The 14,006-nt window shown below is 67.3% G+C and carries 12 protein-coding genes; 7 read left to right on the plus strand and 5 right to left on the minus strand.

The genetic code is table 11. The features are described 5' to 3' along the window. Window positions 1–37 precede the first annotated feature (37 nt). From MHN84_RS14765 to MHN84_RS14775, 3 genes are read right to left on the minus strand one after another with little or no spacing between them, the layout of a single operon-like run. Window positions 38–1,297: a glucarate dehydratase family protein gene (locus tag MHN84_RS14765; protein ID WP_241205280.1), complete on the minus strand. Its 1,260-nt coding sequence runs from the start codon at window positions 1,295–1,297 to the stop codon at window positions 38–40. Beyond that, the gene (locus MHN84_RS14770; RefSeq protein ID WP_241205281.1) at window positions 1,297–2,238 is read right to left on the minus strand and encodes a 5-dehydro-4-deoxyglucarate dehydratase; all 942 of its coding nucleotides are present in this window, start codon (window positions 2,236–2,238) and stop codon (window positions 1,297–1,299) included. Before MHN84_RS14770 ends, MHN84_RS14765 begins: the two co-directional genes overlap by 1 nt. Before the next feature lie 33 nt (window positions 2,239–2,271). After that, entirely contained in the window at window positions 2,272–3,870 is a 1,599-nt protein-coding gene (locus tag MHN84_RS14775; protein WP_241205282.1) for an aldehyde dehydrogenase (NADP(+)), read from the minus strand. A gap of 284 nt (window positions 3,871–4,154) precedes the next feature. On the opposite strand from MHN84_RS14775, the gene MHN84_RS14780 reads away from it, so the two are divergent. From MHN84_RS14780 to MHN84_RS14800, 5 genes are all read left to right on the plus strand, one after another. Next, window positions 4,155–5,915, plus strand: a complete 1,761-nt coding sequence (locus MHN84_RS14780) for a bifunctional serine/threonine-protein kinase/transporter substrate-binding domain-containing protein (protein WP_241205283.1) — start codon at window positions 4,155–4,157, stop codon at window positions 5,913–5,915. A gap of 70 nt (window positions 5,916–5,985) precedes the next feature. After that, window positions 5,986–6,531 (plus strand): CsbD family protein, encoded by a 546-nt coding sequence (locus MHN84_RS14785; RefSeq protein WP_241205284.1) that lies wholly within the window; start codon window positions 5,986–5,988, stop codon window positions 6,529–6,531. A 9-nt stretch (window positions 6,532–6,540) separates the two neighbouring features. Then, window positions 6,541–7,206 (plus strand): IF2 family translation initiation factor, encoded by a 666-nt coding sequence (locus MHN84_RS14790; protein ID WP_241205285.1) that lies wholly within the window; start codon window positions 6,541–6,543, stop codon window positions 7,204–7,206. Further along, entirely contained in the window at window positions 7,203–7,436 is a 234-nt protein-coding gene (locus MHN84_RS14795) for a DUF6480 family protein (RefSeq protein ID WP_241205286.1), read from the plus strand. The genes MHN84_RS14790 and MHN84_RS14795 overlap by 4 nt, the downstream gene beginning before the upstream one ends. A gap of 284 nt (window positions 7,437–7,720) precedes the next feature. Next, window positions 7,721–8,812, plus strand: coding sequence for a PE-PPE domain-containing protein (locus MHN84_RS14800; RefSeq protein ID WP_241205287.1), 1,092 nt, complete (start codon window positions 7,721–7,723; stop codon window positions 8,810–8,812). A 46-nt stretch (window positions 8,813–8,858) separates the two neighbouring features. On the opposite strand, the gene MHN84_RS14805 is transcribed toward MHN84_RS14800, so the two are convergent. Next, window positions 8,859–11,051, minus strand: coding sequence for an MMPL family transporter (locus MHN84_RS14805; protein ID WP_241205288.1), 2,193 nt, complete (start codon window positions 11,049–11,051; stop codon window positions 8,859–8,861). Window positions 11,052–11,398: 347 nt separating this feature from the next. On the opposite strand from MHN84_RS14805, the gene MHN84_RS14810 reads away from it, so the two are divergent. Together MHN84_RS14810 and MHN84_RS14815 are read left to right on the plus strand one after the other, a co-directional pair. After that, window positions 11,399–11,884: a DUF5994 family protein gene (locus tag MHN84_RS14810; RefSeq protein WP_241205289.1), complete on the plus strand. Its 486-nt coding sequence runs from the start codon at window positions 11,399–11,401 to the stop codon at window positions 11,882–11,884. A gap of 82 nt (window positions 11,885–11,966) precedes the next feature. Next, entirely contained in the window at window positions 11,967–12,170 is a 204-nt protein-coding gene (locus MHN84_RS14815) for a cold-shock protein (RefSeq protein WP_046366004.1), read from the plus strand. 99 nt (window positions 12,171–12,269) lie between these two features. On the opposite strand, the gene MHN84_RS14820 is transcribed toward MHN84_RS14815, so the two are convergent. Then, on the minus strand, window positions 12,270–13,904 hold the full coding sequence (locus MHN84_RS14820) for a fatty acyl-AMP ligase (RefSeq protein ID WP_241205290.1): 1,635 nt from the start codon (window positions 13,902–13,904) through the stop codon (window positions 12,270–12,272). Between the last annotated feature and the right edge of the window lie 102 nt (window positions 13,905–14,006).

The raw sequence follows: 14,006 nt of genomic DNA on the forward strand, positions 1-14,006 counted from the left end.
CCACCGTAGGGCTCGGGCGCGCACTGCGGAAGTGTCTCTACCAGCGCGGGCTCAGCAGTTCGAAGCCCGGCTCCACGGTGCGCATGTAACCGGTGTCGTCCCGGTCGCGGATCCCGCAGCGCAGGTACTGCTCGTGCAGGCTGTCGAGCGCGTCGTCGTCGATCTGCACGCCCAAGCCGGGTGTGCGGGGGACCGGCACGGAGCCGTCGACGAACGTCAGCACGCCCGGCTTCACCACGTCTTCTGTCTTCCAGGGCCAGTGGGTGTCACACGCATACGTCAGATTGGGGGTCGCGCCGGCGAGGTGCACCATCGCGGCGAGGCTGATGCCCAGATGGGAGTTCGAGTGCATCGACAGGCCGAGTCCGAAGGTGTCGCAGATCCCGGCGAGCAACCGTGAGCGCTGCAGTCCGCCCCAGTAGTGATGATCGGAGAGGACAACGCGGACAGATTTCTTCGCGACGGCGGGCGCGAGGTGGTCGAAGGCGACGACGCACATGTTGGTCGCCAGGGGCATCGGTGCCTGCGCGGCCACCTCCGCCATGCCGTCGAGGCCCGGTGTGGGATCTTCGAGGTATTCCAGGATTCCGGCCAATCCGGACGCCACCTTGACCGCGGTCTGCGGCGTCCATGCCGCATTGGGGTCGAGCCGCAGCGGCATTCCCGGGAATTCTCGGGACAGCGCCTCGATTGCCGCCATTTCCTCTTCCGGTGGGAAGACACCGCCTTTGAGTTTGACTGCGGTGAAGCCGTATTCGTCGATGATGCGGTGGGCCTGGGCAACGAGGCCGTCCGGATCGAGTGCCTCTCCGAAGCTGTCGGGATCGGTGCCGGGGTGGCCCGCCCACTTGTAGAACAGGTAGGCGCTGAACGGCACAGCCGCACGGACGGCGCCGCCGAGCAGATCGCACACCGGGCGGTCGAGTGCCTGGCCCTGGACGTCGAGGCACGCTACCTCGAACGGTGACAGCACCTGATCGACGGCGCTGGCGGTGGTGATCATTCCCGCCGTACCGACCGCGGCGGTGTCACCTCTGAGCCGATCGGCGATCGCGGCACGAATCGCGTTCAGTGCGAACACATCCAGACCGCTGATCGCGTCGGCGGCGGCATGCAGTCGGCCGAGGTGGCGGGTGTCCGCGTAGGTCTCACCCAGGCCGACCAAGCCTGCGTCGGTGTCCAATTGGATGATCGCCCGCAGCGCATACGGCTGGTGGACGCCCACCGTGTTGAGCAGGGGCGGGTCGGCGAATGCGACCGGGGTGACACGGGCTCCGGTGATCCGGATGGCCGGCATCAGCGTGCCCGGGTCAGGGCATCGGCCACCACGGAGCGACCGGCTTCGACGATCGAGGCCAGCTCGGCGAGGTCGCCCTGTGTCGGCATCACCAGCGGCGGGCGCACAGCTCCTGCGGGGACGCCGGCCATCGTGACACCGGCCTTGACCAACGACACCGCGTAGCCCGGCACGGTGTCGCGCAGGCGCACCAGCGGAATGAAGAACGCGTTGAGCAAGGCGTTGGTGAGTTCTTCGTTTCCGGACTCCAGGGCGTCGTAGAACGCCAGCGCCAGGTCGGGTGCGAAGGCGAAGGTGGCCGACGAGTACAGCGGTACACCGATCGCCCGGAACGCCAACTGCGTCGTCTCGGCGGTGGGCAGGCCGTTGAAGAACAGGAAGTCAGGGTCGACCGTCGTGGTGACGGCCTGCACGATGCGGGCGACCTGGTCGAAATTGCCGGTGCCGTCCTTGAATCCGACGACATTCGGGATACGTGCGACGGCGACGGCGGATTCCTCGGTGAACCGCGCGTTGTTGCGGTTGTAGACGATCACGGGCAACTGTGCCGCTTCAGCGACTGCGCGGGTGTAGTCCACCAGACCTGCCTGTGGCACCTCGACCAGATACGGCGGTAGGAGCAAGAGTCCGTCGGCACCGGCGGACTCCGCGGCAACGGCGAACCGCTTGGCCTGTGCCACGGACCCGCCCGCGCCGGCATAGACCGGCACGCGGCCGCCGACCACGTCGACGGCGGTGCGGACGACGTCGCCGAACTCGAGGTCGTCCAAGGCATGGAATTCGCCGGTACCGCATGCGACGAAGACGCCGCCGGCCCCCGCGTCCACACCGCGTGCGATGTGGGTGGCCAGCGCATCGAGGTCCACGCTGCCTGACGCGGTGAAGGGCGTGACCGGGAAGAACAGAACGCCGCGGAAATCCGGGCGCGAAGTCGGACGCATGGGTGGGGCTCCTAGCTCGTGAGTGGTGGGATGTCAGTCCTGCGTGAGCCGGCCGTCGACGCGCCGCCACAGGTGCTCTGGATTACCGTCGGAAATGGCCTGCGGTAGCAGGGATGTGGGCACATCCTGGTAGCAGACGGGCCGTAGGAACCGCTCGATGGCCCGGGCGCCGACGGATGTGCTGCGCGAGTCCGACGTCGCGGGCGAGGGACCGCCGTGGACCATCGCGTGGCACACCTCGACGCCTGTCGGCCAGCCGTTGAACAGGATGCGGCCCGCTTTGAGCTCGAGCAGCGGCAACAGGTCTGCCGCCGCCGGGTGGTCGCTGTCGTCGGCGTGCACGGTGGCGGTCAGCTGGCCCTCCATGCCGGCCGCCACGGCGTGCATCTCGTCGAGATCGGCGCAGCGTACGACCACGCTCGACGCCCCGAACACCTCGGCCTGCAGGGCTTCGGACGCCAGGAAGGTTGCCGCGTCGGTAGTGAAAAGTGCTGCTTGGCAGGATGTTTCGTTGCTCTGTGCTCGGCCGCGAGCCACCAGTTCTGCGGCCTGCGCCACTGAATCGACGCCTGAGGCGTAGCTTCGCGCGATCGCGGGTGTCAGCATCGGTGTCGCCGGGGTCTCGGCGAGCGCTTCGCCGGCGGCCTCGACGAAGCGCTGCAGGCCGGGGCCGTCGACACCGATGACCAGACCGGGGTTCGTGCAGAACTGTCCTGAGCCCATCGTCAGTGATGCGACGAATGCCCGGCCGAGATCAGCGCCGCGGCCGGCCAATGCCCCGTCGAGCAGGAAGACCGGGTTGATCGAGCTCATCTCGGCGTACACCGGGATCGGTTCGGGGCGCGCGGCGGCGGCGGCGACGAGCGCTTTGCCGCCGGAACGTGACCCCGTGAACCCGACGGCCTTGATCCGCGGATCGGTGACGAGCGCGATGCCGAGGTCCGGTCCCGAGCCGAACAGCAGCGAGAAGGTTCCCGCGGGCAGGCCTGCCGCGGCCACGGCATCGCTGATCGCTCGGCCGACCAGCTCGGAGGTGCCGGGGTGGGCGTCGTGTCCCTTGACGACGACGGGACAGCCGGCGGCCAGAGCGGATGCGGTGTCGCCGCCGGCGACCGAGAACGCCAGGGGGAAGTTCGACGCGCTGAACACGGCCACCGGGCCCAGCGGAATGGACCGCTGTCGGAGGTCGGGGCGCGGCTGGGGGGTTCGGTCGGGCAGGGCGGGGTCGATGCGTGCGCCGTTCCAGCTGCCCTCCCGCAGCACACCGGCGAACAGCCTCAGCTGGCCGGTGGTGCGGCCGACCTCACCGGCGATGCGGGCCTGCGGGAGGCCGGATTCGAGGACGGCGCGCGCGATCAGCGCGTCGCGGACGGCCTCGAGGTTGTCAGCGATGGCCTCCAGGAATCTGGCCCGGTCCTCGGAGCTGGTCGAGCGGTACGGGCCGAACGCTGTGGCCGCGGCGGCGCAGGCCGCATCGACATGACCGGCGTCTCCGTGGAAGTACGGCGGTTCGAGCTGTTGGCCGGCGGCGGGATCGTGCGCACGCACCTCGGTTCCCGTCCCGCGGACGGCCTCACCGGCGATGATCATCTGACCGGTGAGACCCGTGGTAGGAGACATCGTCGCTGTCATACGGTCAACGGTAGGAGGACCGTCGATGCCTGTCCAAGACCGTTTGCCACTCGATTGATGCAGGAACGGCATCGATTCACGGTGCGGTGACCTACGCGGTGACACCCGACGTCGGCTTTTCGTCCATCAAAAGCGCACGTCGCGCTGCCGTGGTAAAACTTTTTGACCGCGGTGTCCGGACTGGGCAACCGGTCGTGCGCTCGTGACATGCGCCGGGACTGCCCCGGCAAACCTGATGTAGCTCGTTCCGACGGACCGTTTGGCCGCAGCCGAGGAGAACACCGGTGAATGCGACACCATTCGGTCACTACCGACTCGAAAAGCTCATCGGTCAGGGCGGCATGGGTGAGGTCTACCGTGCATACGACACGAAGACCGATCGGGTGGTCGCGCTCAAGGTCCTGCCCCACCACATGGCCGCCGACGCGGTGTTCCAGCAACGTTTCCGGCGGGAGTCGCAGGCCGCCGCCGGGTTGAACGATCCCCATGTCGTCCCGATACACGGGTTCGGCGAGGTCGACGGCCGCCTGTATCTGGACATGCGGCTCATCGAGGGTCGCAACCTCGGCACCATGCTGCAGGAGGCCGACGAGCCGCTCGGTGTGGGATTCGCCGTCAGCATCGTCGAACAGGTCGCCGAGGCGCTCGACGCCGCGCACGCGACGGGTTTGATCCACCGCGACATCAAGCCGTCGAACATCCTCATCACCAGCGGTGACTTCGTGTACCTGATCGACTTCGGGCTCGCGCGCACGGCAGGAGAGCACGGTCTGACCACCGCGGGAAGCACCTTGGGCACGCTGGCGTACATGGCGCCCGAGCGTTTCGAGGGCGGCGAGGTCGACCGGCGGTCCGACATCTACGCCCTGACCTGCGTGCTCTACGAGTGTCTGACCGGGTCACGGCCCTATCCCGCCGACAGCCTGGAACAGCAGATCGCCGGGCACATGGTCTCGCCGCTGCCGCGCCCCTCGGACACCGACCCTCGGCTCGCCGCGTTCGACGCCGTCATCGCGAAGGGGATGGCCAAGAAGCCGGACAAGCGCTACCAGAGCGCAGGCGAACTGGCGGCCGCCGCGCGCAGAGCGATGACCGCTCCCGTGCCCCGGGCCGGCCGCGGCTCTCGGCATGCGGCCCGACCCCGACGCCGTGTGCCGGTCAAGGCGCTCTCGGCGGCGGCCGCGGTGGTCGTGCTCGCCGCGGGTGCGGCCGGACTGTGGATGTGGGCGCCGTGGCGGGACACGTCCACGACACCCGATGATCTGCCGGACGGGGCCGTGGCGTCGATCGCAGCCGCGGTCCCCGCCGACATCCGGGAGACGGGCCGGCTGGTGATCGGCGTCAACGTTCCGTACGCGCCGATGGAGTTCAAGAACGCCGACGGGCAGCTCGCCGGGTTCGACGTGGATCTCATGACCGCGGTCACGCGAGTCCTGGGTCTGGTGCCGGATTTCCGTGACACTCCGTTCGATTCGATCCTGCCGGGGGTGGTCGACGGCACGTTCGACACCGGTTCGTCGTCGGTGACCGACACCACCGACCGCGAGGAGCTGGTCGACTTCGTCACCTATTTGCGTGCCGGTACCCAGTGGGCACGCCGTCCGGGTACCTCATTGGGCCCGACGTCGGCCTGTGGTGTGAAAGTCGGTGTGGCGCAAGGGACTCTGCAGGAGACCGATGAACTGCCCCGGAAGAGCACCGAGTGCACGGCGGCGGGTATGGCGCCGGTGGAGATCATCGTGTTCAAAAGTCAGGACGAGGTGACCACGGCGCTGCTCAAGGGCGAGGTGGATGCCATGTCGGCCGACTCGCCCGTCACCGGATTCGCGATCAAGCTCAGCCGCGGTGACCTGGTACCTGCCGGTGACGTGTTCGACTCCGCTCCCTACGGGTGGCCGGTGAAGAAGAACTCTGCCCTCGCCGACGCGTTGCGCCAGGCGCTCGAGCAGCTAATGGACAGTGGCGAATACCGGGCCATCGCCAACATGTGGGGGGTGGAGCGCGGGATGATCGATCGCCCGGCCGTCAACGGCGCGACGAAGTGAGGCGTGTTCCGGTCAGTCCGTCGGTGTAGATCGGGTCAGCACGGGTAGCCCCCTCCCCGAAGGAGGCCACATGACCGATGACAACGCCGCCCAGACCCGCAAGAGCTTCGTGGAGTCCGTCAAGGGCAAGGCCAAGGAAGTAGCGGGCGCGGTGACAGGCAACGACTCGTTGACTGCGCAGGGCCAACTCGAGCAGACCGAGGCCACGCAACGGCGCGAGGCGAGCCGCATCGATGCCGAGGCCGACGTCGAAGCCGCCGAGGCACGCGACATCGCCACGGCAGCACAGCGCGAAGGCGCCCAGGAGCGGTCGGCGGCCGAAGCGCGTGCGGCTGAAGCGAAGACGTCGGTACGTGCCCAGGAGGCCGCCCAGCAGAGCGCGGCCGAAGAGGCGGGCCGCCGCGACGTCGATCGGGCGCAGGCCCAGTCCGAGGCCGAGGTCCGCAGCGAGGCGCTGCGTGCGTCTGCACAGGAAGACCAGCAGGTCGCGGCCGCCCAGTCCGAATACGACTCGGCGCTGGACGACTATCGCGACGAGGTCGGCGCGGCGGCACAGGCCGAAGCCGAGGCCGACAGGTTGCGCCGCCGAGCCGAGTCCGTCGACCCCGATGCCTAGGAGGCTCCGATGAAACTCACTGACGTACCGTTCGCCATTCTGCGGCTCCAATACCGCATTGCACGAACGCCATTGCAGTTGGTCGAGGATCGGTTGATGCCCCGCATCGACCAGGAGGCGCCGGGTCGGCTGATGTACGAGCGTGCGTTGGGTGCACTCGATGCCGCGGCCGGCAATGCACTCAAGGATGCTGCTCTCGAGGAGAGCGGAATCTCCCGTATTCAGCGGGCCGCGGCGCTGAGCGACGCGATGCGCCTCGACGACCTGGCAGCGGAGAAGAAGGAACACGCGCAGGATCAGTTGGCTCGCAAGCGTGAAAAGGCTGCGTCCGCACCCCAACAGGCGCAGGCAGAGGCCGAAGAGCGGGTCGCTTCTGCGCAGGAACGCGCTGAGCAGAAGACAGCGCAGGCCACTCGTTCGGCCGCCGAAAAGACGGCGGAGGCGAAGCGGAAGATCGAGCAGTCGGCGGATCAGAGCGTTGCTGCGGCCGAGAAAGCCAAGCGCAGCGCTCAGAACCGTAGCGAGGCCGCCGAGAAGGCGGTCACCGATGTCGCCGACGAAGAAATGGACGACGCCGCCGCGAAACGACGTGCGGCCACGGGAGCGCGAGCCCGGGCCGACCGGTTGGGGGATCTGAGCGACAGTGAACGGCAGCGGCAGGGCAACGTGCCGTGACCGCGCTGCCGCCCGATCCCGACCCCATGGACACCCCCAGCGAGGAGCGCGCTGGGGGTGTCCCCCCGGGGGAGATCTCGCCCCAGGCCGCGCAGACGTCAGCGACCAAGAATCCCGATCCGACGGCGGGCAGGAATCTGAATCCGCGCGCCGCCATCGGCATTGCTGCGGTCGCGCTCTTCATCGCGATCTTCGCGGTCGTCGCGATCGTTCTGATCATCCAGATCTGACGCGGGCGTACCAGAATGTGACTTTGGTCATCGCGCAAAGTGACAAATGCGCTGGCTCCGAATTTTGTATGCCATTTTGGTTAGCTGGCGCTTAACACGTTGATGGGTTTTCGGCCGTTGTCAGCTGGACAAGCACGGCCTGCTAGTTCAAGATCACGATTGCTGAAATTCCGATAATGGGAACACTTCGGATTTGCTGATGGCTCCTGCATTTCCCGGCCATACGCTCGTGTGGCGCCGATGGAATGGCGTTTCGACACGACGAGACAGATCCGGGGACACTCATGAACACCACCTTCTGCAAAGCCGCCGTCACGTGCGGGATCGCGTTTGCCTCAGCCTCGCTGGCGCTCGCCGGCGCCATGCCGGCCTCGGCCAGTAGCTCGGCGCTGATCATCGGCGGCATCGGGGCCGGCACCATGGGAGACTCCCTGATGGCCCCGCTGCTGGGAGGACAGTTCAAGAACGAGACGCGCGTGAACGTCACGTGGCCCGCACAGGCGGGGCCGATCACCGGCAAGAAAGACAAGAACCTCGGCGACTCCATCGACATCGGCGTGACCAACCTGACCGCCGCGATGAACACCGCGCTCAAACAGTTGTCCCGCGACGCCAACGGCAACGTGATCAACGGCGAGAAAGTCACCATCGTCGGGCTGTCGGCGGGTTCGCTGGTGGTCAACGAAGTCATGCGGAACATGGTCAGCAGCGGTCAACTGCCCGATCCCGACGACATCGAGTTCATCGTGGTCGAGGACTCCAGTCGGCAGGAGCTGATCAAGAACTCCACCAAGTACAGCGCCAAGCTGAACTACACCTATCAACCCGCGCCGGTGACGCCCTACGACGTGGTCGTCATCACCGGCGAATACGACGGCTTCGCCGATTTCCCCGATCGGCCCTGGAACGCGCTGGCGGTGGCCAATGCGATGGCCGGCGCCATCGTCGTCCACGTGCCGGTGATGTACGGCGGACTCGGAGCGGTCCCGGCGAAGAACATCACCGTCGAGACCAACGCAAAGGGCGGTACCACCACCCACTATCTGGTGCCCACCGCCACTTTGCCTCTGGTGCAACTGAATCCGAAGCTGAAGTCGCAGGAGGCCGCGCTGAAGGCGAAGATCGACGCGGGCTACAGCCGCAACGACAAGGTCGGGGCAACGCCGGCCAAGCTGACCGCGCTCGACGCTCCCGTCGTGGACACCCCTACACCGCAGGCAGAACCCACGCCGAAGTCAGACGCTGCCACCCGCCGCGAGGCGCGCGCGTCGCACCGCGCGGAGGTCAAAGCCGCCAAACGAGACGCACGCACGGCGGCCAAGGCCACCAGGGCCGCCCAGCGTGAGGAACGGAAGGCGGCACGCGCCGACGCATGACGAACCCGACCGAAGCCCCGACCTGACAGGTCGGGGCTTCGCCGCGTCAGGACACCGGCACCGGCGGGAAATGTCTGGCCGCCAAGGACGTGCCCTCGATGTCGAGGTCCGGCACGTACCTGTCGAACCACGTCGAGTGCTTCCACATACGGTCGCCGAGCATGGCCATGACCGCAGGGATGAGCGTGAGCCGGACGACGAACGCGTCGAGGAACACGCCGACGGCCAGGGTCAGGCCGACCGACTTGATGATCGGATCGCTACCGGCCACGAACGCGATGAACACGCCGAACATGATCAGCGCAGCGGCCGTCACCACCCGCGCCGACAATCCCACGCCGTGCCGCACAGCGGTCAGTGCGTCAGCGCCGTGGCCGACTTCCTCCTTGATCCTCGACACCACGAACACCTCGTAGTCGCTGGACAGGCCGAAGATGATCGCCAGCACGATGATCGGCAGGAAGCTGATCGTCTCTCCGGGCGTGATACCGAGAAGCGATGCACCCCAACCCCATTGGAAGACGGCGACCTGAACGCCCAGAGCCGCGAACACGGACAGGAGGAACCCCACGATCGAGGTCAGGGGCACCAGCGCGGCGCGGAACGCGATGGTCAGCAAGATGAAGGCCAACCCGACGACCACGATCAAGAAGATCGGCAACGCGGCCGCCAGCTTCTCGGAGGTGTCGATGTTGGACGCCGTGGTCCCGCCCACCAGGAAGGTCGCCCCGGTGTCGGCCTCGATGGCGTCGCGGTCGGCGCGGATCCTCGTGACCAGGTCCGCGGTGGCGGGGTCGTTCGGACCGGTCGTGGGGATGACCTGGATGATCGCGGTGCGGCCGTCGCCGCCGGCGGGCGCCGCCACGGCCACCCCATCCTCTTCGCCGATGTTCTTCGCCAGCGTGGCCACTGCGCGTGGATCGGTCGCCCGGGTCAGATCGGCCACCACCAGGAGCGGTCCGTTGAAGCCCTCACCCAGGTGTTCAGCGGTCAGGTCGTACGCCTGCCTCGATGTGTTGGATTCCGGCTGCGACGCGCCACTGGGCAGGCCGAGTTGCAGGCCGAGGGCCGGAATGCCGATCACGACGAGCGCCGCCGCCCCGCCCGCCAGCAGCGGCTTACGGAATCGCACCACGAATCCTGCCCAGCGGGCTCCGAGCGTGCGGTGCGGGGTGTAGGCCGCGACCTGCGCCACCTGCCTGGGCCGGCCGGGTTGGAGAGGGGGTTCGATGAACGACGCGACCTTCCCGCCCGCGAAGCCGAACAGCGCCGGCAACAGCGTCAACGCGATCAGCATCGCGAGGAGCACCGATACCGCTGCTGCGAGGCCCATATAGGTCAGGAACGGAATGCCGACGATGGCCAGGCCGCACAGCGCGATGATGACCGTCAGGGCGGCGAACACCACCGATCCGCCGGCGGTACCCACCGCGAGGGCGGCGGCTTCCTGGCGCGGCATCAGCAACAGCAGGTTGGTGCGGTAACGATTGAGGATGAATAGCGCGTAGTCGATACCGCACGAGAGACCCAGCATCAACGCCAGCGACAGCGATGCCGAGGGCATGTCGACGAACGCGGCGACCACGAAGATGCCGAGCGCGCCGATGCCGACGCCGATGCTCGCCGTGAGGATGGGGAGTCCGGCCGCGATCACTGCGCCGAACGTGACGAGGAGGATCAGGAACGCCGCCGCGATCCCGATGATCTCGGGCAGGTGCGGAACGTCGACTTTGTACCCGGGGAACACGCTGCCGGCGTACTCGACTCGGACGCCCGCCTTCTCGACCGGTGCCATCGCCGACTCGAGATCACCGAGCGACGCGTCGGTCACCTCGCCGATCGGAGCTCGCCACTGGACGGTCCCCAATCCGACCTGTCCGTCGGGTCCGATCTGGCGGGTCTGGGCCGGCCCCGCAGCGGCTGCCACCTCGGGCATCCGGGCCAGGGAGGCGACGGCTTCCTCGATCGTGGGTGCGACGGCCGGGTCGGTCAGGGTCTGCCCCGCGGGCGCGGCGAACGTGATCTGGGTCTGTGCGCCGGCGAAGGCCGGAAGCCGCTCGTGGAGCTGCTCGACGGCCCGCTGCGATTCGGTTCCCGGGATCGTGAAGTTGTCCGACGGCTCTCCCCGGAAGCCGACGAAGGCGAGCGCCACACCGATGAGGATTGCCAGCCACGTGCCCAGCACCAGGCGGCGACGGCGGAAGCTGAACCCACCGAGGGCGAACAGATAGCGCGACATCGATCTCTCCGTCAGATAGTGAACAGGAATCGTGATCTGTTCAGTGATGCCCGAATGCGCGCTGGATATTCGCCACGAACCTGTGATGTCGATGACGCCGTATCGGCTCCACCGGTGGGGTGTATGGTCGATGTCAGGGTTGCTCAGCCGGCGAAGCGATCGAAGCTTCCGCACTCAAGAGGCGGGACCCTCCCAACACTCGAGGACGTGCTCATGGATTCGTCTGAACTGTTTTCTCATCGTCAGGTCGCGCAAGAACATGCTCCGGTGTCGTCATCCGACGAACCGGTGGAGGCTCCTGTTTTCTCTGACCTTCTTCCGAGGCATTCTGCTGATTCGCCCCGTCGGTGAACGGCATACCGCGTGCCCGTCGTGCGGCCAAGCCGGTTCGCGTCAGTCTTGCGACCGACCGCGGTGGCGTGATCGACGGGGCGTGGTGGCCCCACTCCTCGGCTATCGCAGCTGAACTGCCCGACCTGATCGGGGCTTTGCATCGCGCACTCGGCGAGGTCCTGACGATGCAGATCAACTGGTCACCCACGGAGGGGCAGCTGGACCTTGAGACCATCGCGGCCGGGTCTCGCATGGCGTTGCCCGGTGGGCATCATCGCCGGCCACGGTTGATGTCGATCGTCGGTCGCGACGCGGCGGTGAAATTGCTTGTCGTCCCGAGCATGACGTCGGTGGCGCTCGGATCGATGGTGCTGCGGGCAGCCGCGGGGATGCCGCCCGGGATCGATCCGTCTAACAATCGGATGTACGAAACAGCTTGTCTGGTGGTCGGTCTCGCGCGTACGGAAAGCGTGAAATGGGGCGAGGCCGCCAATTCGTGACTGTTCGGCCGCTCGGCGCGTGCTACCGTAAGGGCGGGACGCCGAATCTGGCGTTTCATCCCATGAGAGAAGTTGAAAAAGTATGGCACAGGGAACTGTGAAGTGGTTCAACGGCGACAAGGGCTTCGGCTTCATCGCCCCCGACGGCGGCGCAGAGGACGTTTTCGTCCACTACTCCGCGATCTCCGGCGGCGGTTACCGCTCGCTCGAGGAGAATCAGCGCGTCGAGTTCGACGTCGAACAAGGACAGAAGGGTCCGCAGGCCGTCAACGTGACGGCTGTCTAAAGCGGCACGAGCTTTCGATCGTGGGCTGGTGGGTCACACTCACCAGCCCACTTTTCGTTTTCCGGCCCCCCTCGGGCTCACCCCCAGGGCAGCACCTCGCTAGCTGACCAGGGCCAGTGCATGCGCACGGCGTAGCTTGCCCGACGCCGTCTTGGGGATCGTCCCCGGCGCCAGAACCGCGACGTTGCGCGGCCGCACGTTCACCTCCGCGAAGACCTCGTGGGCGACCCGACGCTGCATTCGGCGGACCTGCTCGGCGTCGTGAAAGTCCTTGGACTCCACGGCAACTGCGAACGTCTCTCGTGACATCCCGGCGTCGAGTCGTACCGCCACCGCGCAGCCTGCGCGCACGCCCTCGACGCGGGCGGCGGCGCGCTCGATATCGGTGGGGTAGATGTTGCGCCCCGCCATGATGATCACGTCCTTGAGGCGTCCGCACACCACGATCTCACCGGTCTCGGTGAGGTAGCCCAAATCGCCGGTGTCGTACCAGCCGAGTTCGTCCTGGGCGGAGATGAAGCCGGCGACGGTCGTGTAGCCGCTCGTGACCGCTGCGCCTCGCACCTCGATGACACCGACGCCGCGGGTGGGCACCTCGGCGCCGTCGTCGTCGACGACACGGATGTCCATCCCGTCCAATGGGCGACCCAGTGAAACAAGTTGTCGGGCAGTACCTTTCGTGACCGGAACGGCGCGGTGCAGCGCAGACAGCAGATGGGCGTCGACATGGTCGACGACCATCCCGCCGCCGCACTGGGAGAACGACACGGCGACCGTCGTCTCGGCCATCCCGTAGGCCGGGATGATGGCCCCGGGATGCAGGCCGAACGGTGCCCCGGCATCGCAGAGCTCTGCCACGTCGAGGGGGTCCACCTGCTCGGCGCCCGACAACGCCCACCGCAGGGACGACAAATCGAACGCCCCGGGCTCGGCCTGGCGACGCAGTCGCTTGGACAACAGGGTGTAGGCGAAGTTGGGCGCAGCGGTCATCGTCCCGCGGTACTTGGAGATCAGCCGAGGCCACAGAAGTGTGTCGCCCAGGAAGTCCATGGGTGTGACCTTGACCAGTTCGGCGCCGAAGTACATCGGCACCGTCAGATATCCGGTCATTCCCATGTCGTGGAAGCACGGCAGCCAGCTGACGATCACGTCGGTGTCGAGGTCGAAATCGCACGCTGTCGTCATCGCCGCGGCGTTGGCGACGATGTTGGCGTGCGTGATTCGCACGGCCTTCGGGGATCCGGTCGAGCCGGAGGTCAGCTGCAGCAGCGCGAGATCGTCGTCATCGGTGTCGACCGGGCGCACGGGATCGTGGCCCAGCAAGGCATCGACGGTCACCACCGTCACCCCGAGTCCGGCGAGGACGGGGATCGCGGCCAGGAAAGGTTCGGAGACGACGACCGCCTTTGCCGCCAGCATGCGGATGACCGTGATCGTCTCGTCCGCCCAGCGGTTGAGGTCGGTGCGTGGTGTCGGTTGGTGCACCATCGTCGCGCTGGCGCCGCGCATCCAAATGCCTTGTGCGGTGGGCGCGATGTCAACGGGTGCGCCGGCGAGGACGGCAACGGCGTCGCCGGGCCCGACGCCGGCCGCGGCAAGTCCTCCCGCGATGCGGGCGGCTCGGTCGTGCACCTCCAACCACGACTGGCGCAGTGGCGCGTCGGGTTCGCCGGTGATGAATGCCCGCACGCTTCGGCGGGCGTTGTCGTACATGGTCTCGGTGAACTGGCTCAAGACAGCCCCTCAGGCGTAGGTCTGTGTGGTGGGTGAGCCGCTGGAGTACGACCTGCGCGGGGTTGACCTCCCCTGGGGTGCCCAGATGTGTGTGTGGTCTCC

This window comes from Mycobacterium sp. PSTR-4-N (genome assembly GCF_022348085.1).
Taxonomy (GTDB): domain Bacteria; phylum Actinomycetota; class Actinomycetes; order Mycobacteriales; family Mycobacteriaceae; genus Mycobacterium.